The sequence below is a fragment of the Streptomyces sp. NPDC090045 genome (genome assembly GCF_044747975.1).
Classification (GTDB): Bacteria; Actinomycetota; Actinomycetes; order Streptomycetales; family Streptomycetaceae; genus Streptomyces.
In genome coordinates this window covers 375,370-400,621 of sequence record NZ_JBIVFA010000002.1, presented here as the reverse complement: position 1 = coordinate 400,621, position 25,252 = coordinate 375,370, and the positions used below count along the sequence as shown (strand labels likewise).

Here is a 25,252-nt window from a genome sequence, read left to right as displayed (position 1 = left end):
GGGCCCCGCCCCCCCCCCCCCCGCCGCGCCCCCCCCCCCCCGCCCCCCGCCCCCCCCGCGCCCCCCCCCCCCCCCCCCCCCCCCGGGGGGGCCCCCCCCCCCCGGGGGGGGGGCGGCCCACGCCCGTGCATCCGTGCGTCCGTACGTGTGACCGTACGGGGACTGCTTACTGAGCGGCGTTCAGGATCTCGCGCGCCAGCTTCGCGGTCTCGGTCGGCGTCTTGCCGACCTTGACACCGGCGGCCTCGAGGGCTTCCTTCTTGGCCTGTGCGGTGCCGGAAGAACCCGAGACGATGGCGCCGGCGTGGCCCATGGTCTTGCCCTCCGGGGCGGTGAAGCCCGCGACGTAACCGACGACCGGCTTGGTGACGTTCTTCGCGATGAAGTCCGCCGCACGCTCCTCGGCGTCGCCGCCGATCTCGCCGATCATGACGATCAGCTCGGTCTCCGGGTCGGCCTCGAAGGCCTCCAGGGCGTCGATGTGCGTGGTGCCGATGACCGGGTCGCCACCGATGCCGACGGCGGAGGTGAAGCCGATGTCACGGAGCTCGTACATCATCTGGTAGGTCAGCGTGCCGGACTTGGACACGAGACCGATCTTGCCGGGCTTGGTGATGTCGCCCGGGATGATGCCGGCGTTGGACTGGCCGGGGGTGATCAGACCCGGGCAGTTCGGGCCGATGATCCGGGTCTTGTTGCCCTTGGCGGTCGCGTACGCCCAGAAGGCGGCGGAGTCGTGAACCGCGATGCCCTCGGTGATGACGACGGCCAGCGGGATCTCGGCGTCGATCGCCTCGACCACGGCGGCCTTGGCGAAGGCCGGCGGGACGAAGAGGACGGAGACGTTGGCGCCCGTCTTCTCCATCGCCTCGGCGACGGAGCCGAAGACCGGGACCTCGGTGCCGTCGAAGTCGACGGTGGTGCCGGCCTTGCGCGGGTTCACGCCGCCGACGATGTTGGTGCCGTCAGCCAGCATCAGCTTGGTGTGCTTCATGCCCGTGGCACCGGTCATGCCCTGGACGATGACCTTGCTGTCCTTGTTGAGGAAGATAGCCATGTGAGTCTGTGACCTCTGCCCTTACTTCGCAGCCGCGAGCTCGGCGGCCTTGTCGGCCGCGCCGTCCATGGTGTCCACGCGCTGCACCAGCGGGTGGTTGGCGTCCGAGAGGATCTTGCGACCCAGCTCGGCGTTGTTGCCGTCGAGACGGACGACGAGCGGCTTGGTGACCGCCTCGCCCTTCTCCTCCAGCAGGGCCAGCGCCTGGACGATGCCGTTGGCGACCTCGTCGCAGGCGGTGATGCCACCGAAGACGTTGACGAAGACGGACTTGACGTCCGGGTCGCCGAGGATGATCTCGAGACCGTTGGCCATGACGGCGGCGGAGGCGCCACCGCCGATGTCCAGGAAGTTGGCGGGCTTGACGCCACCGTGGTTCTCGCCGGCGTAGGCGACGACGTCGAGGGTGCTCATGACGAGACCCGCGCCGTTGCCGATGATGCCGACCTCACCGTCGAGCTTGACGTAGTTGAGGTTCTTCGCCTTGGCGGCGGCCTCGAGCGGGTTCGCGGCCGCGTGGTCCACGAACTCCTCGTGACCCGGCTGGCGGAACTCGGCGTTCTCGTCGAGGGAGACCTTGCCGTCGAGCGCGATGACGTCGCCGTTGGCGACCTTCGCGAGCGGGTTGACCTCGACGAGGAGCGCGTCCTCGGCAATGAAGGTGGCCCACAGGGTCACGAGGACCTCGGCGACCTTCTCCGCGACCTCGGCCGGGAACTGCGCCAGCGCGACGATCTCGCGGGCCTTCTCGATGGTCACGCCCTCGTTGGCGTTCACCGGGACCTTGGCGAGCTTCTCCGGGGTCTCCTCGGCGACCTGCTCGATGTCCATGCCACCCGCGACCGACGCCATGGCGAGGAAGGTGCGGTTGGTGCGGTCGAGGAGGTACGAGACGTAGTACTCCTCGAGGATCTCGGGGGCCGTCTCGGCGATCATCACCTTGTGGACCGTGTGGCCCTTGATGTCCATGCCGAGGATGTCCGTCGCCCGGGCGACGGCCTCGTCCGGGGTGGCGGCCAGCTTCACGCCGCCGGCCTTGCCGCGGCCGCCGACCTTCACCTGCGCCTTGACGACCGACTTGCCGCCCAGCCGCTCGGTGGCCTCGCGAGCCGCCTCAGGCGTGTCGATGACTTCACCGGCCAGCACCGGTACACCGTGCTTGGCGAAGAGGTCCCTCGCCTGGTACTCGAACAGGTCCACGCGCGTCCGTCCCTTGTCTTTTTAAAGATTCGCAGTGATTCGCGGTTGTCTGCTATCTGCGTGGGCGTGCCGCGGAGGGCAACGTGACGGCGCTGTCACAAGGAAGGCGCACACGGTGACCGTGGACGCGGCATGTCCGTCCCGCAGGTTATCCCCGCAGGCCGTAGGTCCCTAAATCGCAGATCACACCTGAGCGGTGATACCTGTCACAGATCGCCTCACGGTTGAACTGGAAGTTCGTGCGTTTCACCGATTCACACGACGGGCCGGGACGGAGCCGGGAGGAGGCCGGAACCGGGCCCGTCAGGGGGTCGGCAGGGGCCTCTTCTCCAGCGCCGCGGCCATGACCTCCGGGAACAGGTCCGGGGTGCAGGCGAAGGCCGGCGCGCCGAGCGCGGCAAGGGCGGCGGCGTGCTCGCGGTCGTAGGCCGGGGCGCCCTCGTCGGACAGCGCCAGCAGGGTCACGAACTCGACCCCCGCCCCCTTCATCGCGGCGACCCGCTTGAGCATCTCGTTGCGGATGCCGCCCTCGTAGAGATCACTGATCAGGACCACGACCGTGTCGGCAGGGCGGGTGATCTTCGACTGGCAGTAGGCGAGGGCGCGGTTGATGTCGGTGCCGCCACCCAGTTGGGTGCCGAAGAGGACGTCGACCGGGTCGTCGAGCTGATCGGTGAGGTCCACGACGGCGGTGTCGAAGACGACGAGCCGGGTCGCGATCGAGCGCATCGAGGCCAGCACCGCGCCGAAGACGGAGGCGTAGACGACGGAGGCTGCCATCGAACCCGACTGGTCGATGCAGAGGATCACCTCCTTCTTCACCGATTGCGCCGCACGGCCGTACCCGATCAGCCGCTCGGGAACCACCGTCCGGTACTCGGGCAGGTAGTTCTTGAGGTTGGCCCGGATCGTGCGGTCCCAGTCGATGTCGTGGTGGCGGGGGCGGCTGATCCGCGCGGACCGGTCGAGGGCGCCGGTCAGCGTCGCCCGGGTCCGCGCCGCGAGCTTCTTCTCCAGCTGCTCGACCACCTTGCGGACCACGGCCCGCGCCGTCTCCTTCGTCGTCTCGGGCATCGCCTTGTTCAGCGAGAGCAGCGTGCCCACGAGGTGCACGTCCGGCTCGACGGCCTCCAGCATCTCCGGCTCCAGCAGCAGCGTGGACAGACCGAGCCGCTCGATCGCGTCGCGCTGCATCACCTGGACCACCGAGCTGGGGAAGTACGTACGGATGTCCCCGAGCCAGCGCGCCACGTTCGGCGCGGACCCGCCGAGCCCCGCCGACCGCGCCCCCGGTCCCTTGCGCGACCCCCCGTCGCCCCCGTACAGCGCACCGAGCGCGGCATCCATCGCCGCATCCCGCCCGCCCAGCACACACCCGGTCCCCTCGGCCTCCCCGCCACCGAGCACCATCCGCCATCGCCGCAACCGCTCGTCTCCGGCCGTGCCCATGTCCGTCCCACCCATCCGTCCGTCCCCCTCCACTAGTCGTTTCCACACAATCCAGCCCCGCCGGCGTTTGAGGCGCGGGGTCCGGGGCGGAGCCCCGATCCTTCAGCCCCGCCGGCGTTTGAGGCGCGGGGGCTCAGGGGCGGAGCCCCCGCAACGGCGCGGCACCTCACCCCGCGAGCAGCATCCGCACCAGCCCCACCACCGCGTCCGCCCGCACGGGATCCAGCTCGGGGCCGAAACCCTCAGGCGCCAAGCCCGGCACGGCAGCCGCGGCACCGCCCGGCCCCCGCCGCACCAGCTCGCCCAGGCTCCGTTTCACCCCCGGCTCGTACGCCCCGAAGGTCCTCCGCAGCAGCGGGAGCACGTCGGTGAAGGCCCGCTCCGGCACCCCCACCAGCCAGGCGTCGATGAGCCCCAGCAGCCGGTCGTCGTGGACCAGCAGCGTGCCCCCGCCCGAACTCCCGCCCGCGAAGCCCTCGATCCAGCCCGCCGCGTCGGCCGGGGAGGCCGCCGGGGACAGCGCGAGCCCCATCAGCCGCGCCGTCTCCTCGGCCGGCAGCCGCCCGTCGTCGAGGAGCAGCCTGGCCGCCCGGCCGCGGATGACGCCCGGCACGGTGTCCCGGCCGGCCAGCGTCCGCAGCACCGCGGACCAGCGCTCCCGAAGCCCCTCGTCGGCGTCGGCCAGCAGCGCCACCGCTCCGTGCACCCCGTCCACGTGGCCCCGCAGTTCCGCCGCCGCGTCGGCGTCCAGGCCGGCCGCACAGGCCGGCGGCAATGCCACGCATATCCGCTCGGCGAGCCCGGCCGCCACCACGGCGAGCGCGGTGGCGTCGGTGCCGCGCACGTCCCCGTACCGCAGCGAACGGGCCAGCGCGGGCAGGGCCTTGGCGAGGCGCGCCACGTCGGTGTCCAGTGCGGCCCGGTCCGCGAGCGCCCGCAGTACGGCGGGCAGCGCCTCCGACAGCCCGGCCAGCAGGCACCGCTCTGCGAGCGCCGTCACCTCGCCCAGCTCCTCGGCTCCGGCCGCGTCGGCCTCGGCCTTCGCGGTGGCCGCCGCGAGGACGGTGGTGCCCCAGATCCCGGCCTCGGCGACCCGCACCGACAGTTCGGGCTCCCACCGCAGCCGCCACGTCTCCCGGAAGGTCCCGGTGCTGCCGCGGGAGGCGGTCGGGGTGCCCCATCCGATGCCGAGCAGCCGCAGCCGGTGCAGCAGCAGGGATTTCGCCGCGTCGGTGTCCTTGCGCAGGTCGAGTTCCAGTTCGCGGTCCTGTGCCTCGGCCTTGAGCCGCAGCGAGCGCTGCTGCCGCGTCAGGTCCCGCTGGAGCGGTACGACGGGTGCCGCGTCCGGGACCTCGCCGAGCACGTCGCCGACCACCAGACGGTCCTCGATCAGGGCGAGCGGTATGTCGGAACCGTCGCACATCACCGCCCGGACCGCTTCGAGGGTCTCCGTCAGGCCGGGCAGCGGCCGTCCCCGCATCACGGCCAGGGTCTCGGCCAGCCGGACGGCCTCGATGACGTGCGCCGAGGAGACCTGCCGGTCCTCCGCGCGCAGCAGGCCGGCGACCTTGGTCAGCCAGCGCTCGACGGGCCGGTCCCGGGCCTCGAAGAGGTGGGCGTACCAGCCGGGCGAGGTGATGCCCGCGCCGTACCCGCCGGCCCGGGCGAGCCGGCGGTGGGTCCACGGCACCCAGGTGGTCTCCACCTTGACCTTCGGCAGGCCGCTCAGCAGTGCCTTGTCCGCGGCCACGGTGGTCTTCGCCCGCAGCGCCGGGACGTGCCAGGCCCCGCACACGACGGCGTACGCGTCGCCGAACTCCCGGCGGGCGGCCCGCATCCGCTGCCGCATGTACGCCTCGCGCACGAGGTCGCGGTGGTGGCCGCCGTCGCCGTACGCCTCGCGCAGGGCTCCCATGGCCTCCCCGAGCGCCTCGAACGCGCCGAGCACCTCCTCCGGCCCGCCCCCGGTGCCGTCGGCTCCCCCGGTGCCCCGGTGCTCGACCACGTCCTCCCACCAGCGCTCGGGGTCGTCGTACCCGGCGGTCTCGGCCAGCACCGCCAGGGGGTCGACCCGGACCGCGTCGGGCTCGGCGGGCTCGTCGGCGTACGGGCCCGCCTCGGCGGCCAGCGAGTGCGCGGCCGGCAGGTCCATGAACCGCACCGGTACGCCGGCCTGCTGCGCCCAGCGGATCGCCACCCACTCCGGGGAGAAGTCGGCCAGCGGCCAGAACGCGGCCCGGCCGGGGTCGTCCGCGGCGTGCGCGAGCAGCGCCACGGGCGGCCGCATCCCGGGGTCGGCGGCCAGCGCGAGCAGTCCGTCCCCCTCGGGCGGCCCCTCGATCAGCACGGCCGCCGGGCGGGCCGCGTCCAGCGCGGCCCGCACCGCGCGGGCCGAGCCGGGCCCGTGGTGCCGGACCCCCAGCAGCAGCGGGCCCCGCGGGCTCGGGCTCATACCGTCACCTCCCGGCAGGCCCGGTAGAAGTCCTTCCAGCCGTCGCGCTCGCGGACCACGGCCTCCAGGTACTCCTGCCAGACCACCTTGTCGGCGGCCGGGTCGCGGACCACGGCGCCGAGGATCCCGGCGGCCACGTCGGAGGGGCGCAGCACGCCGTCCCCGAAGTGGGCGGCCAGGGCCAGGCCGCCGGTGACGACGGAGATGGCCTCGGCGGTGGACAGCGTGCCGCTGGGCGACTTGACCTTCGTACGGCCGTCGTCGGTGACCCCGTCGCGCAGCTCGCGGAAGACGGTGACGACGCGGCGGATCTCCTCCAGCCCTTCGGGTGCGGCGGGCAGGTCGAGGGCGCGGCCCATCTGGTCGACCCTGCGGGCGACGATGTCGACCTCGGCGTCGGCGCTGGCGGGCAGCGGCAGTACGACGGTGTTGAAGCGGCGGCGCAGCGCGCTGGACAGCTCGTTGACCCCGCGGTCGCGGTCGTTGGCGGTGGCGATGAGGTTGAAGCCGCGCACGGCCTGTACCTCTTCGCCGAGCTCCGGTATCGGCAGCGTCTTCTCGGACAGGACGGTGATGAGGGTGTCCTGGACGTCGGCGGGGATGCGGGTGAGCTCCTCGACGCGGGCGGTCATGCCCTCGGCCATGGCGCGCATGACGGGGCTGGGGACGAGGGCCTCGCGGCTGGGGCCGTGGGCGAGGAGCCGGGCGTAGTTCCAGCCGTACCGGATGGCTTCCTCGGGGGTGCCGGCGGTGCCCTGGACGAGGAGGGTGGAGTCTCCGCTGACGGCGGCGGCGAGGTGTTCGGACACCCAGGTCTTGGCGGTGCCGGGGACGCCGAGCAGGAGCAGGGCGCGGTCGGTGGCCAGGGTGGTGACGGCGACTTCGACGATGCGGCGCGGTCCCACGTACTTGGGTGTGATGACCGTGCCGTCGTCGAGCGTGCCGCCCTGCAGGTACGTGGCGACGGCCCACGGGGAGAGCTTCCAGCGGGCCGGGCGGGGCCGGTCGTCGGCGGCCGCGAGGGCTTTCAGTTCGTGTGCGAAGGCGTCTTCGGCGTGCGGTCGCAGCGCTTCGGCCGGGCGTTCGTTCTCGGGCGTGGTCATGGTCCCCCTCCAAGGCTCGGCAGCCGCTTCCGACTGCTGCATCCAAGGTGCACCACACCACTGACAACGAGCCCTGTTCATAGTGTTGTTGCAGGTCAGAGCGATTGTCAGTGGGGTTCTCTACGGTGGGACACATGACTGAGCAGGGGGTCCGCTGGACAGCGGAACAGGTACTGGCTCTGGCTCCTGACGACGCCTCACGCAAAGCGGGGAGCAGACTCGGAGGGGCGGGTCCGTGGTCACAGATCGGAGGTTCCGCTTCCGGTTCTGTATGGGGGTTGTGCAAGGGCAGCGGCAGCAAGCCGTACCGGACGGTCGTGGACCTGACCGGACCGGCGTACAAGTGCTCCTGTCCGAGCCGGAAGTTCCCGTGCAAGCACGCGCTGGGACTGCTGCTGCTCTGGTCCGCCGAGGGGGCCGGCGAGCCGGGCGAGGCGCCCGACTGGGCCGCGCAGTGGCTGGCGGACCGGGCGGCGAAGGCCGCGCGTCCGGCCTCCGGCGCGGGCGGGCCGGTGGACGAGGAGGGGGCGCGGAAGCGGGCCGAGCGGCGGGCGGCCCGCGTCGGCGCGGGCGTCACCGAGCTGGAGCAGCGGCTGGCCGATCTGCTGCGCGGCGGTCTCGCGGGCCAGGAACAGGCCGGTTACGCGGGGTGGGAGGAGACCGCCGCCCGGATGGTCGACGCGCAGGCGCCCGGACTGGCCGGACGGGTAAGGGAGTTGGGGACGATACCCAGTTGCGGCCCGGGCTGGCCCGCCCGGATGCTGGAGGAGGCGGCGCTGCTGCACCTGCTGGACCGGGCCTGGCTGGGGGTGGCCGGGCTGCCGGAACAGCTGGCGGCGACGGTGCGCAGCCGGGTGGGACTGCCGGCCTCCGGGGAGGGGGAGGCCGTACGGGACCGCTGGCTGGTGCTGGCCCAGTACGACTCGGTTTCACCGGACGGCCGGCTCACCACCCGCCGGATATGGCTGCGCGGACTGCAGGGCGGACGGCCCGCCCTGGTACTGGACTTCGGACCGCCCGGGCGGCCGCCGGGCCTGTCGCTGCCGGTCGGGCTGGTGCTGGACGCGGAAGTCCGCTTCCGGCCCGGATCGGCGGGGCTGCGGGCGGACCTCGGGGAGAGATTCTCGGCGGCCGTTCCGTGCACCGGGGTTCCGTCCGGGGTGAGCACGGGGGCGGCGCTCGAGGCGTACGGGGCGGCGCTGCGGGAGGACCCGTGGCTGGAGTCCTGGCCGGTGGTGCTCGGCCCGGTGGTTCCGATACCGGGAGAGCTCGGCTGGCAGCTGGCGGACGCGGAGGGCACCTGCGCCCTGCCGGTGCCCCTCACGGGGTCCGGCAGCCGCTCCCGCTCGGGGCTGTGGCAGCTGGCCGCGTTGTCGGGAGGGGGGCCGGTGACGGTGTTCGGCGAATGCGGCCACCGCGGCTTCACCCCGCTGACGGCCTGGCAGCCGGACTCGCCCGAGCCGGTCGCCCTGTCCTGAGGGCAGCCGGAACACCTCACACATCGCAGGGGGCCTGGGGGGACGTATGCCGTCGATCAGAGGCGGCGGGGAGGGAACGCGGCAGCGCCGGGGGGCGCCGTACGCGGCACGACGAGCACGACGAGGTGTGCGGCGGCGCGGGGGCGCCGGCGCTGTGACGACGAGAAGCCGGGGGGCTTGCATGAACGACAACCACGCCAGTTGAGCGCAGTGGCACGGACGCACGACCGCTCCGGTCCCGTGCAGGGGGCGGGACCGGAGCGCAGGACGCGAAGAAGGACGAGCGGCGAGGGAGGGGCCCGATGAGCAAGGGTGACGAGGGATACGGGGAGTGGGAGGAGCTGGTCGGCGCCGCACTGCTGGGCACCGACCGGCGCAGGGGCGGGGGCCCGGCCGGCTCGCCGCAGGCACTGCTGGACGCGGCGGCCGTGCACGCCGTACGGCGCCGGGCCGGGCTGCGTCCGGCCGAGGCCGGGCCGCGCCCGGAGCCCGCACCCCGGGACCCCCGGCCGGCGCCACCGGAGGCTGCCGGCCGCAGGCTCGCGCAGTTGCTGGCCGACCGCAAGGGCCCGGTCAACGGCGGCGGACGGCGCGGGGCCGCCCCGGACCTGACGGAGCTGCTGCCCCAGTGGCTGGCCGCGGCCGGCCGGCACGGCTACCGCGCGCCGGCCGCCCTCGTACCGGCGCTGCTGGACGCGGCCCGGGCCCGTACCGACCTGCGACCACAGGCGCTCGCCCTGGCCGGGACCCGGGGGCTGTGGCTGGCCCGGCTGAATCCGGACTGGCGGTTCGCCCTGCGCGGCGGAGCCGGCGGCACCGGGGAGCTGCCCGAGGTGACGGACCCGGCCGGGGTGGAACGGCTGTGGCAGGAAGGGCTGTTCGCGGAGCGGGTGGCGCTGCTCGGCGCCGTACGGGCGCACGAGGCGGCGGCCGCGCCGCGGCTGCTCGCGACGACCTGGGCCACCGAACGGGCCGAGGACCGGCTGATGTTCCTCGATTCGCTGCGGGTGGGGCTGTCCGAGGGGGACGAGCCCTTCCTGGAGACGGCTCTGGGCGACCGCAGCCGCAATGTCCGCGCCACGGCCGCCGAACTGCTGTCGGCCCTGCCCCGATCGGCGCTGGCCGGCCGGATGGCGGAGCGCGCCGTGGCCTGCGTGGGCCCGGAGGGGGTGACCCCGCCGGCCGAGTGCGATGCGGGGATGCTCCGCGACGGGGTGGTCAAGCGGCCGCCCGCCGGACGCGGGGAACGGGCCTGGTGGCTCGGCCAGATCGTGGAGGCGGCGCCGCTTTCGTGCTGGCGGGAGCGGTTCGGCGGGCTGGGCCCCGCGGAGATCGTGGCGCTGCCCGTGGCCGAGGGCGAGGGCTGGACCGAGGAACTGCACGCGGCGTGGTGCCGGGCGGCGGTGCGCCAGCGCGACGCGCCGTGGTCGCGGGCCCTGCTCGGCCCGCCGTCCGCATCGCCCGCGGCGGGTCCGGGCACGGCGTCGCTCGCGGAGCGGGCCAAGCTGCTGGAGACCCTGCCGGATGCGGAGCGGGCGGAATGGGTCGCCGAGTTCATACGGGCCCACGGGCTGTCGGAGGCGTTCCAGCTGCTCGGGGTGTGCGTCGTGCCGTGGGCGGGGGCGCTGGGCCGGGCGGTGGTGGACGCGCTGGACATGGCCCGTGAGGCCGGCAGCTACCCGTGGAGCTTCAGCGGGGTGATGGGCCTGGCCGAGCGCTGCCTCGATCCTGCGGAGGCCGGCCGGCTGGAGGCCCTGACCGCGGCCACGGAGGAGCCGCCGGACGCGGCACCCGGCGCCGCCGCGTACTGGGCCGAGGCCTTTCAGCGGCTGGTGGCCACGCTGCGGCTGCGCGCGGCCATGCTTGCGGAGCTGGCGCCGGCCGCCTGATCCCTCCCGGGGGGGCAGTCCGGCTCAGCTCGGCTCGGCTCAACAGAACTGGGGCTCCGCCCCAGACCCCGCGCCTCAAACGCCGGCGAGGCTGGATTTGGGCTCGCCTCAAACGCCGGCGGGGCTGTCAGGTGCGGACGTTTGCCCTGACCCAGTCCACGATGGACGTCGTCGTCGCGCCCGGGGTGAAGATCTCGGCCACGCCCTTTTCCTTGAGCGGGGCGATGTCGTCCTCCGGGATGATGCCGCCGCCGAAGACCTTGATGTCCTCCGCGTCGCGCTCCTTGAGGAGTTCCAGCACGCGCGCGAAGAGCGTGTTGTGGGCGCCGGAGAGGATCGAGAGGCCGATCGCGTCGGCGTCCTCCTGGATGGCGGTGTCCACGATCTGCTCGGGGGTCTGGTGGAGGCCCGTGTAGATGACCTCCATGCCCGCGTCCCGCAGCGCCCGCGCGATCACTTTGGCCCCGCGGTCGTGGCCGTCGAGACCCGGCTTGGCCACCACCACACGGATCGGACCGGTCACACCCATCGCACTGCCTCCCGAGTGAACGAACGTTAAGTACAGCATCGCGCACGCCGCCGTTTCGCGGTCAACCACGAGGGGGAAATCACACGTGGGACGGCATTGCGCCACCGCGCCGACAGCCGCACGGCACGGTGGCGCAAAAGCCGCGGGTCCCAAGAGGCTCAGGGGAGGCCGTCGATGGGGCTGTACATACCCGTGTCCATGCCCTTGTCCGGCGCCGCGCTGCGGGCGGGTGCGCTCGAGGTGGTGGTGCTCGGCGGGCACCTCCTCCTCTATCCGACCGGAGTGTGCCAGGAAAAGGTCACCGGAGGCGCGCCCGCGACACGCCCGCCCGTCCTCCTCCTCCACGGTTTCAGCGACAACCGGTCCGTCTTCGTGTTCCTGCGGCGCGCCCTCGGGGCGGACGGCCTGCGGCACGTGGAGGCGTACAACTACTCGCCCTTCACCCTCGACCTGCGCGTCACCGCCCGCCACCTCGCCCGGCGCGTCGAGGAGCTGTGCGAGCGCACCGGGCAGGACCGGGTGGACCTGGTCGGGCACAGCCTCGGCGGCCTGGTCGGCCGGTACTACGTCCAGCGCCTCGGCGGCGACACCCGCGTCCGGACCCTCGTCACCCTGGGCACCCCGCATTCCGGCACGCGGGTCGCGCCCTTCATGGACGCCCACCCGCTGGTGCGGCAGATCCGCCCGGACTCCGAGGTGCTGGCCGAACTGGCCGCGCCCGCGCCCGGGTGTGCCACGCGCTGCGTCGCGTTCTGGAGCGAGTTCGACGCACTGATGACTCCGGTCGGGACGGCGCGGATCGAGCACCCGGATCTATGTGTGGAAAATGTGCAGGTCACGGGCATCGGACATCTTGCGCTGGCCGCGCACCCCGCCGTGATCGCGGCGGTCCGGCGCGCCCTCGACGGGCCCGGTCTGGCCGCCGTTACGGGCGTGGAGACCGCTTCCGTCGCCTAGCCGCCGAGCGACCTCCAGTCGAACGAATTTCGAACTCAAGGCCAAGGGTGCGTCTTTCGGCGACCGAAAGGCGGCCGAATGCCCGGTTCCGGCAATCTGGGGACCCGGCGAAGATTGTCGTTGCGAGTAACCGGCGGGTACAGTCACGCCACTGCTCTCCTCCGGTGAACCACGAGTTCCCGGCCACCCAGGCCCCACTGCCGAGGCGAAAGAGAAGTTGGTGAACGACCGCCCCTCGTCGGGCCAGTACCCGGATCCCGGGTATGACGGCCTTACCACCACCACTTTCGCTGGTGACTCGACCTACGTTTCCTATGAAACGCAGGGCCAGGGGGTCAACTACGCTGCCTACGGCTCCTACGAGACCGGCGCGTACGACACCACCGCGTGGACCTCTCAGGACCCCTACCTGTCCACGATCCCGACCCAGGCCGTACCCGAGGACGCCTCCGGGACCTGGGACGCGAGCGCCTGGAACACGCCGGCCGCGGACTACTCCGGCTACACCGCGCACCAGCCGGCCTCCTTCGGCTACGACGCCTCCGGCGAGCAGACCGGGCACTGGGCGATGCCGGGCTACGGCACCACCGGTACCGAGACCGGCGCCTACGACGCCACCGCCTGGAACACCGTCGCCGAGACCCCGGCCCAGCCCGAGGCCGCGTACGGATACGAGTACGAGTACCAGCCCGCGCAGCAGCAGGAGCAGCAGCAGCAGCCGGAGCAGCAGCAGTACGCGTACGGGACGACCTCCGTCGGTTACGACGCCGGGATGCAGGCCGGAACCGACGCGTACGCCGAGACGTACTCCGACACCACGTACAGCGAGACCACGTACAGCGAGACCACGTACAGCGACACCTCGTACGGCGAGACCACGTACAGCGAGACCGCCGTCTTCGAGGTGCTCTCCGACGCGAGCCCCGAGACTCCGGATGAGTCCCCGGCGACCGAGGTCCACGAGCTGCCCGAGGTCCACGAACTCCACTCCGCGCACGAGGTCCACGACCTTCCCACGCAGGCCATGCCCGTGACCGCCGCTCCGCGCGCCGCGCGCCGGACCGCCGGCAAGGGCAACGTCAAGGCGGGCAGCCCCAAGGCGGGCAGCAGCCGTCGCCGCACCCCGGCGAAGCGTTCCGCCCTGCTGACCGTGGCCGTGCCCTCCGCCTGCGTGATGGGCGTCGCGGGTGTGGCGGCCGCCTCCGTCGGCGGGCTCACCGACACGGACAAGCCCGCCCAGGACACCACCACGATGGCCGCGCCGGACCCGGCCTCGGTGAAGCCGGTCGCGGCGAACACCAAGCTCGACACCCAACTGGTCGCGCTCAGCGCCGACGCGGGCGATTTCGCGGACCGCGCGAGCCGCACGCAGGAGCGCATCGACCTGCGCGAACGCCAGGAAGAGGAAAAGAAGAAGAAGGCGGAGGAGGCCGCGGCCAAGGAGGCCGCCCGCCCCAAGTTCGCCATCCCCGTGACGCAGCAGGGCCTCAGCGCCAACTTCGGGCAGGCCGGCGGCATGTGGATGTCGGTGCACACCGGCATCGACTTCCCGGTCTCCTACGGAACCCCGGTCATGGCCGCCACCGACGGCACCGTGCGCACGCAGTACAACAGCGCCTACGGGAACATGGCCATAGTGACCGCGCCCGACGGCACCGAGACCTGGTACTGCCACCTCAGTTCCACCAAGATCCGCGGCGGCAAGGTCAAGGCGGGCGACGTCATCGCCTACTCCGGCAACTCCGGCAACTCCACCGGCCCGCACCTCCACTTCGAGGTCCGTCCCGGTGGCGGTTCCGCGATCGACCCGCTGGCGTGGCTCCGCATGCACGGCCTGGACCCGACGTAACCAGCTGACGGGGCCCGGCCGGACGGCCGAGCCCGACCCCGTCGAGCCCCCGCCGCCGTCGAGGTCGACCCCTCCGCCGAGCCCGACCACCTCCGCCGGGCCCGGCCCGCGCCGCTAGAGCTTCTGCACCGGCGCGTAACGCAGCAGCAGCCGCTTGGGCTTGTCGTCCCCGAAGTCGATGGTGGCCTGCGCGTCCGCGCCCGCGCCCTTGACCTCCATGACGGTGCCGAGCCCGAACTGGTCGTGCGTGACACGGTCCCCGACCACCAGGGCGATGACCGGCTTGTCCGCGGCCCGCCGCGTCGCGAACCCGGACGGGCCCGACTTCGTACGCGACGAGGACAGGAACGCCTCGGGCGAGGTGCCGAAGGTCGCCTTCCCCGAGCCGGAGGACGAGGACCCGTAGCCGGAGCTCCGCATCGGTCCGGCCGGCTTCTGCGTGGCGCCCGTCCGCTTCCACTGGAGGTACTCGGCCGGGATCTCCTCGAGGAACCGCGACGGCGGGTTGTACGAGGGCGTGCCCCAGGCACTGCGCATGCTCGACCGGGTGAGGTAGAGCCGCTCGCGGGCCCGCGTGATGCCGACGTAGGCGAGGCGGCGCTCCTCCTCCAGCTCCTTGGTCTGGCCCAGCGCACGCATGTGCGGGAAGACCCCGTCCTCCATGCCGGTCAGGAAGACCACCGGGAATTCGAGGCCCTTGGCGGTGTGCAGGGTCATCAGCGTGATGACGCCCGTGCCCTCGGTGTCCTCGTCGGGGATCTGGTCGGAGTCGGCGACGAGCGCGACCTGTTCCAGGAACTCGGCCAGGGTGCCGGAACCGGGAGCCGGGGCTCCGGTCTCGGCGGCCTCGGCCGCCGCGGCCTCCCGCGCCTGCTCGAACTCCAGCGCCACCGCCGCCAGCTCCTGCAGGTTCTCGATCCGCGTCTCGTCCTGCGGGTCGGTCGACGCCTGCAGTTCGGCGAGGTAGCCGGTCCGCTCCAGGACCGCCTCCAGGACCACCGCCGGGCCCGCGCCCGAGTCGACGATCGTGCGGAGCTCCTCCATCAGCACGTTGAACCGCTTCACCGCGTTGGTCGAGCGGGCGGCCATGCCGAAGGCCTCGTCCACGCGCCGCAGCGCCTGCGGGAAGGTGATCTTCTCGCGCATCGCGAGGGCGTCGATCATCGCCTCGGCGCGCTCGCCGATGCCGCGCTTGGGGACGTTCAGGATGCGCCGCAGCGGAACGTTGTCCTCCGGGTTCGCCAGGACGCGCAGGTACGCGAGGACGTCGCGGACCTCCTTGCGCTCGTAGAAGCGGACGCCGCCGACGACCTTGTAGGGCAGTCCGACCCGGATGAAGATCTCCTCGAACACGCGCGACTGCGCGTTGGTCCGGTAGAAGATCGCGACGTCGCCCGCCTTGGCGTCGCCGGCGTCGGTGAGCCGGTCGATCTCGTCGGCGACGAACTGCGCCTCGTCGTGCTCGGTGTCCGCGACGTAGCCGGTGATGACCGCGCCCGTGCCGGCCTCGGTCCACAGGTTCTTGGCGCGGCGGTTCTCGTTGCGCTCGATGACGGCGTTGGCGGCGGAGAGGATCGTCTGCGTGGAGCGGTAGTTCTGCTCCAGCAGGATCGTCGTCGCGTCCTTGTAGTCCTCTTCGAACTGGAGGATGTTGCGGATGGTCGCGCCGCGGAAGGCGTAGATCGACTGGTCGGCGTCACCCACCACGCACAGCTCGGCCGGCGGCAGGTCCGGGTAGCCGGTGCCGACCAGCTCGCGCACCAGCGTGTACTGGGCGTGGTTGGTGTCCTGGTACTCGTCCACCAGGACGTGCCGGAAGCGGCGCCGGTAGTGCTCGGCGACGTCCGGGAACGCCTGGAGCAGGTGGACGGTGGTCATGATGATGTCGTCGAAGTCGAGTGCGTTCGCCTCGCGCAGCCGCCCCTGGTACATCGCGTACGCCTGGGCGAGGGTCTTCTCGAAGCCGTCGACGGCCTGGTCGGCGAAGGCCTCCTCGTCGATGAGCTCGTTCTTCAGGTTCGAGATCTTGGCGTTGAAGGACTTCGGCGGGAACTTCTTCGGGTCCAGGTCGAGATCGCGGCAGACGAGCGCCATCAGGCGCTTCGAGTCGGCCGCGTCGTAGATCGAGAACGAGGAGGTGAAGCCGAGCCGCTTGGACTCGCGGCGCAGGATGCGCACGCACGCGCTGTGGAAGGTGGAGACCCACATGGCGTTGGCGCGCGGGCCGACCAGGCCCTCGACGCGCTCCTTCATCTCGCCGGCGGCCTTGTTGGTGAAGGTGATCGCCAGGATCTGGCCGGGGTGGACGTTCCGCGCGGACAGCAGGTGTCCGATGCGGTGGGTCAGCACCCGGGTCTTGCCGGAGCCGGCTCCGGCCACGATGAGCAGCGGGGAGCCCGCGTGCACCACGGCGGCGCGCTGCTCCTCGTTGAGCCCGTCCAGGAGCGTCGCCGGGTCGATGACGGGCCTGGGGGCGCCGTCCCGGTAGTACGCGTCCCCGCTCATGGGCACGTCGAACCGCCCCCCGAAGAGATCGTCCGCGCCCGGTTCCGGGGCGCCGTGATCCTCGGGCGGCGGCGGGACCTCGTCGGAGGGGGAGAGGTCCGCCAGGAAACTGTCGTCAAAGAGGCTGCTCATCGCATTCCGAGTCTAGGGGGCGGGACCGACAGGCCAGGACGAGTTCCAGCAGACCGGGGAAGCACTCGTCCAGATCGTCGCGGCGCAGCGCGAGGTAGAGCTTGCGGCCGTGGGGGCGCTGGCAGATCACTCCGCTCTCGCGCAGCGTCTTGAGGTGGTGCGTGACGCTCGACCTGGGCAGGTCCGGGACGACCTCCCCGCAGAACGCCTCCTCGCCGGTGGCCAGCTTGCGGACGATCTCCAGCCGGACGGGATGCCCGAGCGCGGCCAGCACCTCGACCAGCTCGATGCGGTCGGCGGCGGGGTGGGTCAGGTCAGCAGCGGCAGCCATGCCCCAACTGTACGCAGATCTCGTACGGACCTCGGACGGCAGACCTCGCACTGCAGGCCTTGGCCCCCGGACCTTGGCCCCCGGACCCCGGACCCCGGACCCCGGACCTCGCCCGATTGTTCGAAGATCCCGCCCCGTACGCTCGTCCGCATGGACGTACTCATCAATGTCTTCGTCGGCCTGCACATCATCGGCATCGCCTCGCTGCTCGGCGGTTTCCTGATCCAGATGAAGGCGATGAGCGCGGGCACCGCCCGCTTCACGCCGGCCATGCTGCACGGCGCGCTCACCATGCTCGTCACGGGCGTGCTGCTGGTCGGCTTCAACCAGATGGACGGAACGCCGGTCAACAACGTCAAGGTCGGCGTGAAGCTCGCGATCCTCTTCGTGATCCTCGCCCTCGTCTACGTCAAGCGCGACGAGGAGACGGTCGACAAGGCGCTGTTCGGCGCGGTCGGCGGACTGACCGTGATCAATATCTTTATCGCCGTCCTCTGGCACTGACGGATACCGATCCGCCACATCCGATCAGTTCGGATCAACTCGACATCGGCCCGTTACTTTCAGGTTTAGCGTCCTCCCCCAAGACCCAGCGTCAGCGACAGGGGAAGGACGTGAGGCCCCCGTGGCCAGTCATCGAAAGCCCAGGCAGCGCCCGCTCTCCGGCGGCACGGCACGGACGACCGCCGCCACCCTCGCCCTCGCGGGCGCTGCCACCGCCACCGCCTTCGAAGGCACCTCCCAGGCCGATCCCCGGCCCACCCCCTCCCAGGTCAAGTCGGAGGTGGACCGGCTCTACGAGGAGGCCGAGGCGGCGACCGAGCAGTACAACGGGGCGAAGGAGAAGGCCGACGAGGCCGAGCGCGCGCTGACCGGCCTGCGCGAGGAGACCGCCCGCAAGACCGACCAGCTCAACAGCGCCCGCAGCGCACTCGGCACGCTCGCCGCCTCCCAGTACCGCAGCGGGTCCCTGGGCACCGCCGTGCAGCTCGCGCTGGCGTCCGACCCGCAGGAGTACCTCTCCCAGTCCTCCTTCATCACCCGCGCCGGGGACCGCAACGCCGCCGGGATCACCACCGTGCGCCGCCGGCTCGACGAGGTCGGCAAGCTCCGGGACCGGGCCGCCGGACAGCTCGCCGACCTCCGCTCCAAGCAGGACGAACTCGCCGCGCACAAGGCCGTGATCGAGGACAAGCTCACCGCCGCCAAGCGCCTGCTGGCCAAGCTGACCGCCGAGGAGCGCGCCGCCTACGAGGCCGAGACGCCCGCCGCCTCGCCCGCCGCCTCGCCCTCCGCCCCGAAGAGCAGCACCCCGCCGCCGCCTTCCGACGGCTCCCGCGCGGCCCGCGCCGTGGCCTTCGCGTACACCGCGATCGGGAAGCCGTACGTCTGGGGAGCGACCGGCCCGGGATCCTTCGACTGCTCGGGCCTGACCCAGGCGGCCTGGCGCTCGGCCGGGGTCTCGCTGCCCCGCACCACCTACACCCAGATCAACGCCGGCCGGCGCGTGCCCCGCGACCAGCTGGCCCCCGGAGACCTGGTGTTCTTCTACTCCGGGGTGACCCACGTCGGCCTCTACATCGGCAACGGCCAGATGATCCACGCCCCGCGCCCCGGATCGACGGTCCGGCTGGCACCGGTCGACTCCATGCCCTGGGCCGGCGCCTCCCGCCCGGCGTAGGCCCTGCGGGACGAAACGAAACGGGACGGGACACGGACGGGGACGGGGACGTTCACACGCACGTGCCCGATCATCCGCGGGCGCAGTGCCCGCAGGTCCCGCGCCGGCGGAGGTAGTAGCCGAGGGTGGCGGCGCCCAGTGCGGCTCCCCACACCACCCAGAGCATCGCCGGATAGTTGGTCCCCCAGCCGAAGGGCTGGTTCCCGCTCCGGATCATCTGGAGGCCGCCGGGGATGAGCACCACCGCCACGAGCAGGGCCGGGACGATCGCGGTGGCGAGCGCGACCGGCTTGCCCGCCTTGAACGGCACCCACCGCGGCCAGACCTCGCCCCAGCGCGCGACCAGCCCGTGGGTCAGTACGCCGCCGGCGGTCGACGCGATCGCGAGGCCCAGCCCGATCCCGAGCATGCCCGGGGTGTCCTGCATGTCCTCGAGGAACGCGTCGGTGATGCCCAGCGGGTAGCCGAAGAACCAGGCCACCCGGGTCACGTCGTACGGAATGCTCGACAGTACGGCGATCAGCACGGCCTTGCGCCCCCAGCGGGCCGCCGACTCCGGCGCGGTCCAGGCCGCGGCCCTTCCGCCGCGCCCGCAGTGCGCGCACAGTCCGTGGGTGCGCCGCTGGTACGCCAGCACGGCCAGGGTCCAGAGCACGCCGCCCACGAACAGGACGAGCAGATTGTCCCGGTGCCAGTAGAGGATCTCGTCGACCCCGCCCTGCGGGCCGGGCACCCCCGTGAAGGCGAACACCACGAGGAGCGGCGCGAAGGCGACCACGGCGATCAGCGTGTAGTCCTGCAGGACCACGGTGAGCGCGAGGGCCTGCGCCCAGCCGAAGCCGAGCAGGAACCGCCGGACGGCCCGGCCGCTCGCCGGCCGGCGCGCCATGAGCACCCCGCAGACCGCTCCCGCGAGGCCGAGGAGCGCGATGACCGGGCTCACGACGGCAGCCGGGCTCGGTTCGAGGACGGATCCGGTCGATCGGTCCTCGGGGACCGGCCCGAACGGGTATCCGGCGCCGCCCAGGGCCCAGTACAGCCCGGCCAGTCCGTAGGCGAGGGACCACGCGGCCGCCGCGTACGGGGCCCAGTGCGGCCATCCCGACCACCACCGGCGGCGCACCGTCGCCTCCGCCACGCCCTGCTCTGCCCTGTTCTCCACCGCGTGTGCCATGAGCCCGATCCCCCTTGGATTTCGTCCTGGGGTCAGACTCCCGGCCTGCGGGTGCCGGGCACATCGGCCGTCCGGCAGAGATCGACGGCCGCTCGGCGGGCGCATCCGCCGATCGGCAGACGCCTGGCCGGCGGAAGCCCTGCCGGCAGGAGCCCGGGGCCGACGGAGGCCTGGTCGGCTACGGCGCCTTGACGATCGTGCTCAGCCAGCCAAAGGTCTGCGGCAGTTGCTTGGACCATGATTCGAGGTTGTGGCCGCCGACCACCTTTTCCGCGTGCACGGCCGTCGGCTTCTGGGCGAGACCCTTCAGGTCCATCCCGGACAGGTAGCCGTCGTGCTCGGCCCCCGACATCCACAGCGAGACCGCCGGCGGCGCGGGCGTGGCCTTGAGCAGGTTCTTCAGGTTGTGCGAGACCCGCAGCTGCGGGTCCTGGGCGACCAGCGAGGAGGGCTCCTGCCCCGGGTCGTTGTAGCCGGACAGGGAGACGGCCGCGCTGTAGCGGTCGGGGTGCAGGATCGCCAGCTTGGCGGCGCAGTAGGCGCCGGCCGAGTACCCGGCCACGCCCCACGTGCGGGCCTCCTCAGAGGCCCGGAAGTTGTCGACGACCATCTTGCGGACGTCGACGCTGAACCAGCTGTCCGCGTTGACCTTGCCCGGGATGTTCGCGCAGCCGGTGTCGCCGTTGCCGACCAGCATGGCGCGCGGCGAGACCAGGATGAACGGCTGCACCTTGCCGCTCTTCATCAGCGGCTCCAGCACCTCGTGCGCCTTGAGCCCCTGGAACCAGGACTTCCCCGTCCCCGGTATGCCCGGGATCAGCTCGACCACCGGGAACTTCTTGTCCTTGTAGGCCGGGTCGTCGTACTGCGGCGGCAGCCACACCATGACGTCGCCCTTGACCCCGGATATCTTGCCGTCGAGCTCGGTCTTCTGGACCCGGCCGCCGAGGCCCTCGACCGGCTGGAACTGCTGTTTGACCTTCGGGGCCTCTTCGATCTTCTTCCCGCCGAGCCCGTCCGGGCCGAGGTCGGGGGCGGCGGTGACGTACTTGCCGGTGCCGAAGAGGTCTCCCCAGGACGCGTAGAAGTGCTCGGCCCTGTTGACGGCGACGAACACCACCGCGACAGCGGTGACCTGCGCGAACACCACCATCAGCGCCCGTACGGCGGTGCGTACGACGGCAGGGCCGCGCACCTTGCTCCACACGGCCAGCGGCAGGACGACGGCGATCGCGGTCAGCGCGATCACCGTCACGAAGAAGGGTGTCCCCGTCAAGCTCATCACGCCACCGTAGAGGGCGGCGCGACCTGCCCCGGTTGCCCGTCCGACCTGCGGCGTGGGTCACACCCGCAGGTCAGGGCGGGCCGGTCGTCACACCAGCCGGCGGGCCGTCGCCCAGCGGGTCAGTTCGTGGCGGTTGGAGAGCTGGAGCTTGCGGAGCACGGCCGAGACGTGCGATTCCACCGTCTTCACCGAGATGAAGAGCTGCTTGGCGATCTCCTTGTACGCGTACCCGCGCGCGATCAGCCGCAGCACCTCGCGCTCGCGCTGGGTCAGCCGGTCCAGGTCCTCGTCCACCGGCGGTGCGTCCGTCGAGGCGAAGGCGTCGAGCACGAAGCCCGCCAGCCGCGGCGAGAACACCGCGTCTCCGTCCTGCACGCGGAAGATCGAGTCCACCAGGTCGGTGCCGGTGATGGTCTTGGTGACGTAGCCGCGCGCACCGCCGCGGATCACGCCGATGACGTCCTCGGCCGCGTCGGAGACCGACAGCGCCAGGAACCGCACCGTGTTCTCGGCGGCCGCCATCAGCGGGGCGCAGCGCCGCAGCACCTCGACCCCGCCGCCGCCGGGCAGGTGCACGTCGAGCAGGACCACCTCGGGCCGGGTGGCGGTGATGACGGTGACGGCCTGGTCGACGTCGGCGGCCTCGCCGACGACCTCGACCCCGGTCCGCGCGGTCTCGCCGATCTCGGCCTGCACTCCGGTGCGGAACATCCGGTGGTCGTCCACGAGGACCACCCGGACCCTCCTGGTCTCCGTCACAGCGCTGTCCTCGGTCATCCTGCGTTCGCCGCCCTCTCCATCTCCAGCTCGACTTCCGTGCCGCCGTCGGGCGCGGACCGCAGCCGTGCGGTCCCCCCGTTGCGCTGCATCCGGCCGATGATCGATTCTCGTACGCCCATGCGGTCGTCCGGTACCGCGTCGATGTCGAAGCCCGGTCCCCGGTCCCGTACGGACACGAAGACCGTCTGCCCCTCCACCTCCGCGTACACCTGCACGGGGCCGCCCTCGCCACCGTACTTGGCGGCGTTGACCATCGCCTCGCGCGCGGCCTGGACCTGCGCCGCCAGCCTCTCGTCGAGCGGGCAGTCGCCGACGACGACGACCTCGATGGGGACGCCGTGGTGGTCCTCCACCTCGGCGGCGGTCTTCTTCACGGCCTCCCCCAGGGTGGCGGGCTCCTCCGCCTCCTCCTTGCCGGTGCCCTCGGGCTTGTAGAGCCAGTTCCGCAGCTCCCGTTCCTGCGCCCGCGCGAGCCGGCGCACCTCTCCGGCGTCCTCCGCGTTGCGCTGGATCAGGGTGAGGGTGTGCAGCACCGAATCGTGCACGTGGGCGGCGACCTCGGCGCGCTCCTGGGCACGGATGCGCATCAGGCGTTCCTCGGACAGGTCCTGGGTCATCCGGATCAGCCAGGGTCCGGCGAGCAGGGCGACGCCGACGAGGACGGCGAGGGTGGCGGTGAGGACGTTGCCGAGCTGGGCGGCGGAGCCCCGTACGACGATGAAGACGGTCAGGCCCACGCCGACGAGGGCGACCCCGGCGAGGGCCCGGGCGACCTGGAACAGCCGCCCGTGCCGTCCGGCGGCCGTGGTCCAGTGGGCGCGGCGGGCGTTGTCGGCCTGCCGCCATACGAGGACCACACCGGCCCCGACCAGCAGCGTCGGCCACACGTACCGGCCGGAGGCGCCGCCGACCTGGACCTTCGAGATGAAGATGCCCGCGCCGACGGAGAGGGCGATCAGTGCGGTGATCTGCCCGCGGTCGGGCTTGCGCAGGCGGCGGCTGCCGTCGGGGAGGGTCTCGAAGAAGGAGCGGTGCCCGCTGCGGCCGCCGACGCCGAGCGGTACGAAGACCCAGAACGCGGCGTACAGCAGGACGCCCAGCCCGTCGCCCCACATGAACAGGCCCAGGAACGCCAGCCGGACCCAGATCACGGGCAGCCCGAGGTGCCCCGCGAGACCGCGCGCGACGCCGCCGAGCATCCGGCCGTCCGCGCTGCGGTAGAGCTTGCGCTGCGGCGGATCGTCGGCGTCCGGTGCGTGCGGGGTACGGGGAGCGGCGGCTACGGGCATGCCACCAAGGGTCACACGGGCGGCTACGGCCCGGCATCAGGGCATCCCCCCAGTTCTGTACGGGGGATATCAGGGTTGCGCCAGGGTAGGGCCCGATGCCGCGCGCCGCGGCGGCCCGTCACCATGGACCCATGACCGAAGTACACGAACCCCCGACGGCGGAGCCCGGGGGTCCCCCGGCCGCCGGCGCCCGGCCGCCCCTGCGCCGCAGCAAGCGCGACAAGGTCCTCGCGGGCGTGTGCGGCGGCCTGGGCCGGTACTTCGACCTGGACCCGGTGGTCTTCCGCATCGTCCTCGGTGTCCTCGCGGTCACCGGCGGCGTCGGTCTGATCTTCTACGGCTTCGCGTGGCTGCTGCTCCCGCAGGAGGGCGAGGACGACAGCGAGGCGAAGAAGCTGCTGACGGGCCGGGTCGAGGGGGCCACGCTGGCGGCGGTGTTCGCGGCGCTGGTGGGCTGCGCGCTGTTCCTGTCGATGCTGGACAACGGCGGGCTGGCGGTCTTCTCGGTCCTGGCCGCCCTCGCCCTGGGCGGGGCGGCGTACTGGTCTCAGCGGCACCGGCACACCTTCCCGCCGAAGGCGGAGGACGCGGCCGGCCACCGCCCGCCGACTCCCGAGACCCAGGCCCCGCCGACGCCCGGCGGTCCGTCGTGGTGGCGGGACCCGCTGGTCAAGGACGGCACCACCGGCCCCGTCGGGTCGACCGGCTACCTGTGGGGCCCGGACGACGACGCCGTCGCCGCCGGCGCACCGGGCCCGGTCGCCGCGGCGGCCCCCGCGGCGGCCCCGGCGGCGCCCCGCCCGCGCGGCGGGATCGGCGGCCGGGTGTTCGTCCTGGCCCTGCTCGCCGGGACCGTCTCCACCGCCTCGGTGTGGGAGGGCAGCACCCTCGGCCACGCCCTGCAGGTCGGGCTCGCCGGTGCGCTGGCCGTCTTCGGCCTGGGTCTCGCGGTCAGCTCGTTCAAGGGCCGCACCGGCTTCGGCACCGTCCTGCTCGCGGTGATCACGGCGGGCCTCCTCGCGGTGGCCTCGGCGCTGCCCTCCGAGATCGGCACCGATTGGCGGCGGACCGAATGGCGGCCCGCCGCGGTGGCCGACGTACGGCCCTCGTACGAGGCGGGCACCGGGCTCGCCGTCCTGGACCTGAGCCGTCTGGACGTGCCGAAGGGCGCCACCGTCCCGGTCCGCGCCTCCCTCGACGCGGGGCAGCTCAGGGTGATCCTGCCGCGGGAGGTGACGGCCGAGGCCGACGTCACGGTCCGGCTGGGCGACATCCACATGCCCGGGGAGACGAGCCGGGACGTCCGGATCCGCAGCGGCGGCGAACACCAGCGGGCGACGCTGGCGCCCGCCGCCGGCACCGAGGCCGGCGGAACGATCGAGCTGCACCTGAACACGGGTGTGGGACAGGTGGAGGTGGCCCGTGCGGCGTCATGAGTTCCAGCCGGGACGGCTCCTCGCGGGGCTGGTCCTCATCGCGGCGGGCGTGCTGTACCTGCTCGACGCGGCCGGCGAGGCCGACCTGCCGTGGTTCCTCGTCATCCCGATGACTTTGGGCGGCCTGTCCTTCGCCGCCCTGGTCGGGATGGTGACCTACGCCGTACGCCGGGACAGGCGCGACCGGATCACGGAGTCCAGCGACAGGTAGGGCGCCCCGGCGAGGATCAGCGGGGTCCACGCCATCAGGTAGACGAGGTCGTTGCCGTAGTAGTACGGGGTCACCGCCCACGACACCGTGAGCCACAGGCTGAGCGCGATCAGCGCTCCGCCGACGGCCGCTACCCGGGTCAGCAGACCGGCCAGGGTCCCGAGGCCCACGAGGATCTCCCCGATGGCCAGGGCGACGGCGAAGCCGACGGGGGAGTTCAGCGACAGGTCCACCAGGGCGGGGATCGCGGAGGTGTCGCGCACCCCGCGCATCATGTCGCCGATGGATCCGTCACCGCTGGCGGAGAGGAACGCGGAGTCGGTCAGTTTGTCCAGCCCCGCGTAGACGAAGGTCACGCCCAGGAAGATCCGCAGGGGCAGCAGTGCGTACCGGGATGCCAGCTCGCGCAGTCCCGCCGCGGCACGAGGGGCTTCGGCTTCAAGAACATCGGTTCGGGTCACGGAA

General features: G+C 72.5%; 21 protein-coding genes. 8 read left to right on the top strand and 13 right to left on the bottom strand.

What is annotated here, in order from left to right; all coding sequences use genetic code 11:
- Positions 1-166: 166 nt before the first annotated feature.
- The 5 genes from sucD to ACIPYQ_RS06810 all read right to left on the bottom strand — a co-directional run bounded on the left by sucD (position 167) and on the right by ACIPYQ_RS06810 (position 7,261).
- The gene (gene sucD / locus ACIPYQ_RS06830) at positions 167-1,057 is read right to left on the bottom strand and encodes a succinate--CoA ligase subunit alpha (protein WP_030710487.1); all 891 of its coding nucleotides are present in this window, start codon (positions 1,055-1,057) and stop codon (positions 167-169) included.
- A 21-nt stretch (positions 1,058-1,078) separates the two neighbouring features.
- Positions 1,079-2,257 carry an ADP-forming succinate--CoA ligase subunit beta gene (gene sucC, locus ACIPYQ_RS06825; RefSeq protein WP_266626308.1) on the bottom strand — a complete coding sequence of 393 codons (1,179 nt, stop codon included), beginning with the start codon at positions 2,255-2,257 and terminating at the stop codon, positions 1,079-1,081.
- 303 nt (positions 2,258-2,560) lie between these two features.
- A complete protein-coding gene (locus ACIPYQ_RS06820; protein WP_401246864.1) occupies positions 2,561-3,706 on the bottom strand; it encodes a VWA domain-containing protein in 1,146 nt (381 codons plus the stop codon).
- A 166-nt stretch (positions 3,707-3,872) separates the two neighbouring features.
- Positions 3,873-6,158, bottom strand: a complete 2,286-nt coding sequence (locus ACIPYQ_RS06815) for a DUF5682 family protein (RefSeq protein ID WP_401246861.1) — start codon at positions 6,156-6,158, stop codon at positions 3,873-3,875.
- A complete protein-coding gene (locus ACIPYQ_RS06810; RefSeq protein ID WP_361760504.1) occupies positions 6,155-7,261 on the bottom strand; it encodes an AAA family ATPase in 1,107 nt (368 codons plus the stop codon). The genes ACIPYQ_RS06815 and ACIPYQ_RS06810 overlap by 4 nt, the downstream gene beginning before the upstream one ends.
- Before the next feature lie 134 nt (positions 7,262-7,395).
- Between ACIPYQ_RS06810 and ACIPYQ_RS06805 the strand changes: the two genes are divergently transcribed.
- Together ACIPYQ_RS06805 and ACIPYQ_RS06800 are read left to right on the top strand one after the other, a co-directional pair.
- The gene (locus ACIPYQ_RS06805) at positions 7,396-8,739 is read left to right on the top strand and encodes an SWIM zinc finger family protein (protein WP_401246857.1); all 1,344 of its coding nucleotides are present in this window, start codon (positions 7,396-7,398) and stop codon (positions 8,737-8,739) included.
- A gap of 302 nt (positions 8,740-9,041) precedes the next feature.
- On the top strand, positions 9,042-10,628 hold the full coding sequence (locus ACIPYQ_RS06800) for a DUF5691 domain-containing protein (protein ID WP_401246854.1): 1,587 nt from the start codon (positions 9,042-9,044) through the stop codon (positions 10,626-10,628).
- Positions 10,629-10,755: 127 nt separating this feature from the next.
- Here the strand turns inward: ACIPYQ_RS06800 and ACIPYQ_RS06795 are convergent, their stop codons facing one another.
- Entirely contained in the window at positions 10,756-11,157 is a 402-nt protein-coding gene (locus ACIPYQ_RS06795) for a cobalamin B12-binding domain-containing protein (RefSeq protein ID WP_030710468.1), read from the bottom strand.
- A gap of 174 nt (positions 11,158-11,331) precedes the next feature.
- On the opposite strand from ACIPYQ_RS06795, the gene ACIPYQ_RS06790 reads away from it, so the two are divergent.
- Together ACIPYQ_RS06790 and ACIPYQ_RS06785 are read left to right on the top strand one after the other, a co-directional pair.
- Positions 11,332-12,114, top strand: a complete 783-nt coding sequence (locus tag ACIPYQ_RS06790) for an esterase/lipase family protein (RefSeq protein ID WP_401246851.1) — start codon at positions 11,332-11,334, stop codon at positions 12,112-12,114.
- Positions 12,115-12,331: 217 nt separating this feature from the next.
- Complete coding sequence (locus ACIPYQ_RS06785; RefSeq protein ID WP_401246848.1) at positions 12,332-13,963, top strand: peptidoglycan DD-metalloendopeptidase family protein; 1,632 nt, start codon at positions 12,332-12,334, stop codon at positions 13,961-13,963.
- A 114-nt stretch (positions 13,964-14,077) separates the two neighbouring features.
- On the opposite strand, the gene pcrA is transcribed toward ACIPYQ_RS06785, so the two are convergent.
- The gene (gene pcrA, locus ACIPYQ_RS06780) at positions 14,078-16,600 is read right to left on the bottom strand and encodes a DNA helicase PcrA (RefSeq protein WP_361760521.1); all 2,523 of its coding nucleotides are present in this window, start codon (positions 16,598-16,600) and stop codon (positions 14,078-14,080) included.
- Entirely contained in the window at positions 16,584-16,931 is a 348-nt protein-coding gene (locus tag ACIPYQ_RS06775; RefSeq protein WP_361760523.1) for a helix-turn-helix domain-containing protein, read from the bottom strand. Before ACIPYQ_RS06775 ends, pcrA begins: the two co-directional genes overlap by 17 nt.
- A gap of 150 nt (positions 16,932-17,081) precedes the next feature.
- Here ACIPYQ_RS06775 and ACIPYQ_RS06770 point away from each other — a divergent pair, with 150 nt between their 5' ends.
- Both ACIPYQ_RS06770 and ACIPYQ_RS06765 read left to right on the top strand, forming a co-directional pair.
- Positions 17,082-17,435, top strand: a complete 354-nt coding sequence (locus tag ACIPYQ_RS06770) for a hypothetical protein (RefSeq protein WP_401246845.1) — start codon at positions 17,082-17,084, stop codon at positions 17,433-17,435.
- Positions 17,436-17,556: 121 nt separating this feature from the next.
- Positions 17,557-18,612 carry an NlpC/P60 family protein gene (locus ACIPYQ_RS06765; protein WP_401246842.1) on the top strand — a complete coding sequence of 352 codons (1,056 nt, stop codon included), beginning with the start codon at positions 17,557-17,559 and terminating at the stop codon, positions 18,610-18,612.
- A gap of 70 nt (positions 18,613-18,682) precedes the next feature.
- Here ACIPYQ_RS06765 and ACIPYQ_RS06760 read toward each other — a convergent pair whose 3' ends face one another.
- The 4 genes from ACIPYQ_RS06760 to ACIPYQ_RS06745 form a co-directional block, all read right to left on the bottom strand.
- Positions 18,683-19,786 (bottom strand): NYN domain-containing protein, encoded by a 1,104-nt coding sequence (locus ACIPYQ_RS06760; RefSeq protein WP_401246839.1) that lies wholly within the window; start codon positions 19,784-19,786, stop codon positions 18,683-18,685.
- Between the two features lie 178 nt (positions 19,787-19,964).
- Positions 19,965-21,068 (bottom strand): alpha/beta hydrolase-fold protein, encoded by a 1,104-nt coding sequence (locus ACIPYQ_RS06755; protein ID WP_362234153.1) that lies wholly within the window; start codon positions 21,066-21,068, stop codon positions 19,965-19,967.
- A gap of 90 nt (positions 21,069-21,158) precedes the next feature.
- Positions 21,159-21,848, bottom strand: coding sequence for a LuxR C-terminal-related transcriptional regulator (locus tag ACIPYQ_RS06750; RefSeq protein ID WP_401246836.1), 690 nt, complete (start codon positions 21,846-21,848; stop codon positions 21,159-21,161).
- On the bottom strand, positions 21,845-23,140 hold the full coding sequence (locus ACIPYQ_RS06745; RefSeq protein WP_401246833.1) for a PspC domain-containing protein: 1,296 nt from the start codon (positions 23,138-23,140) through the stop codon (positions 21,845-21,847). Before ACIPYQ_RS06745 ends, ACIPYQ_RS06750 begins: the two co-directional genes overlap by 4 nt.
- Before the next feature lie 131 nt (positions 23,141-23,271).
- On the opposite strand from ACIPYQ_RS06745, the gene ACIPYQ_RS06740 reads away from it, so the two are divergent.
- Both ACIPYQ_RS06740 and ACIPYQ_RS06735 read left to right on the top strand, forming a co-directional pair.
- Positions 23,272-24,576, top strand: a complete 1,305-nt coding sequence (locus ACIPYQ_RS06740) for a PspC domain-containing protein (RefSeq protein ID WP_401246830.1) — start codon at positions 23,272-23,274, stop codon at positions 24,574-24,576.
- Positions 24,563-24,787 (top strand): hypothetical protein, encoded by a 225-nt coding sequence (locus ACIPYQ_RS06735; protein ID WP_319726437.1) that lies wholly within the window; start codon positions 24,563-24,565, stop codon positions 24,785-24,787. Before ACIPYQ_RS06740 ends, ACIPYQ_RS06735 begins: the two co-directional genes overlap by 14 nt.
- Here the strand turns inward: ACIPYQ_RS06735 and ACIPYQ_RS06730 are convergent.
- Positions 24,733-25,248, bottom strand: a complete 516-nt coding sequence (locus ACIPYQ_RS06730; protein ID WP_401246827.1) for a TQO small subunit DoxD — start codon at positions 25,246-25,248, stop codon at positions 24,733-24,735. The two genes, ACIPYQ_RS06735 and ACIPYQ_RS06730, sit on opposite strands and share 55 nt — an antisense overlap.
- Positions 25,249-25,252 lie beyond the last annotated feature (4 nt).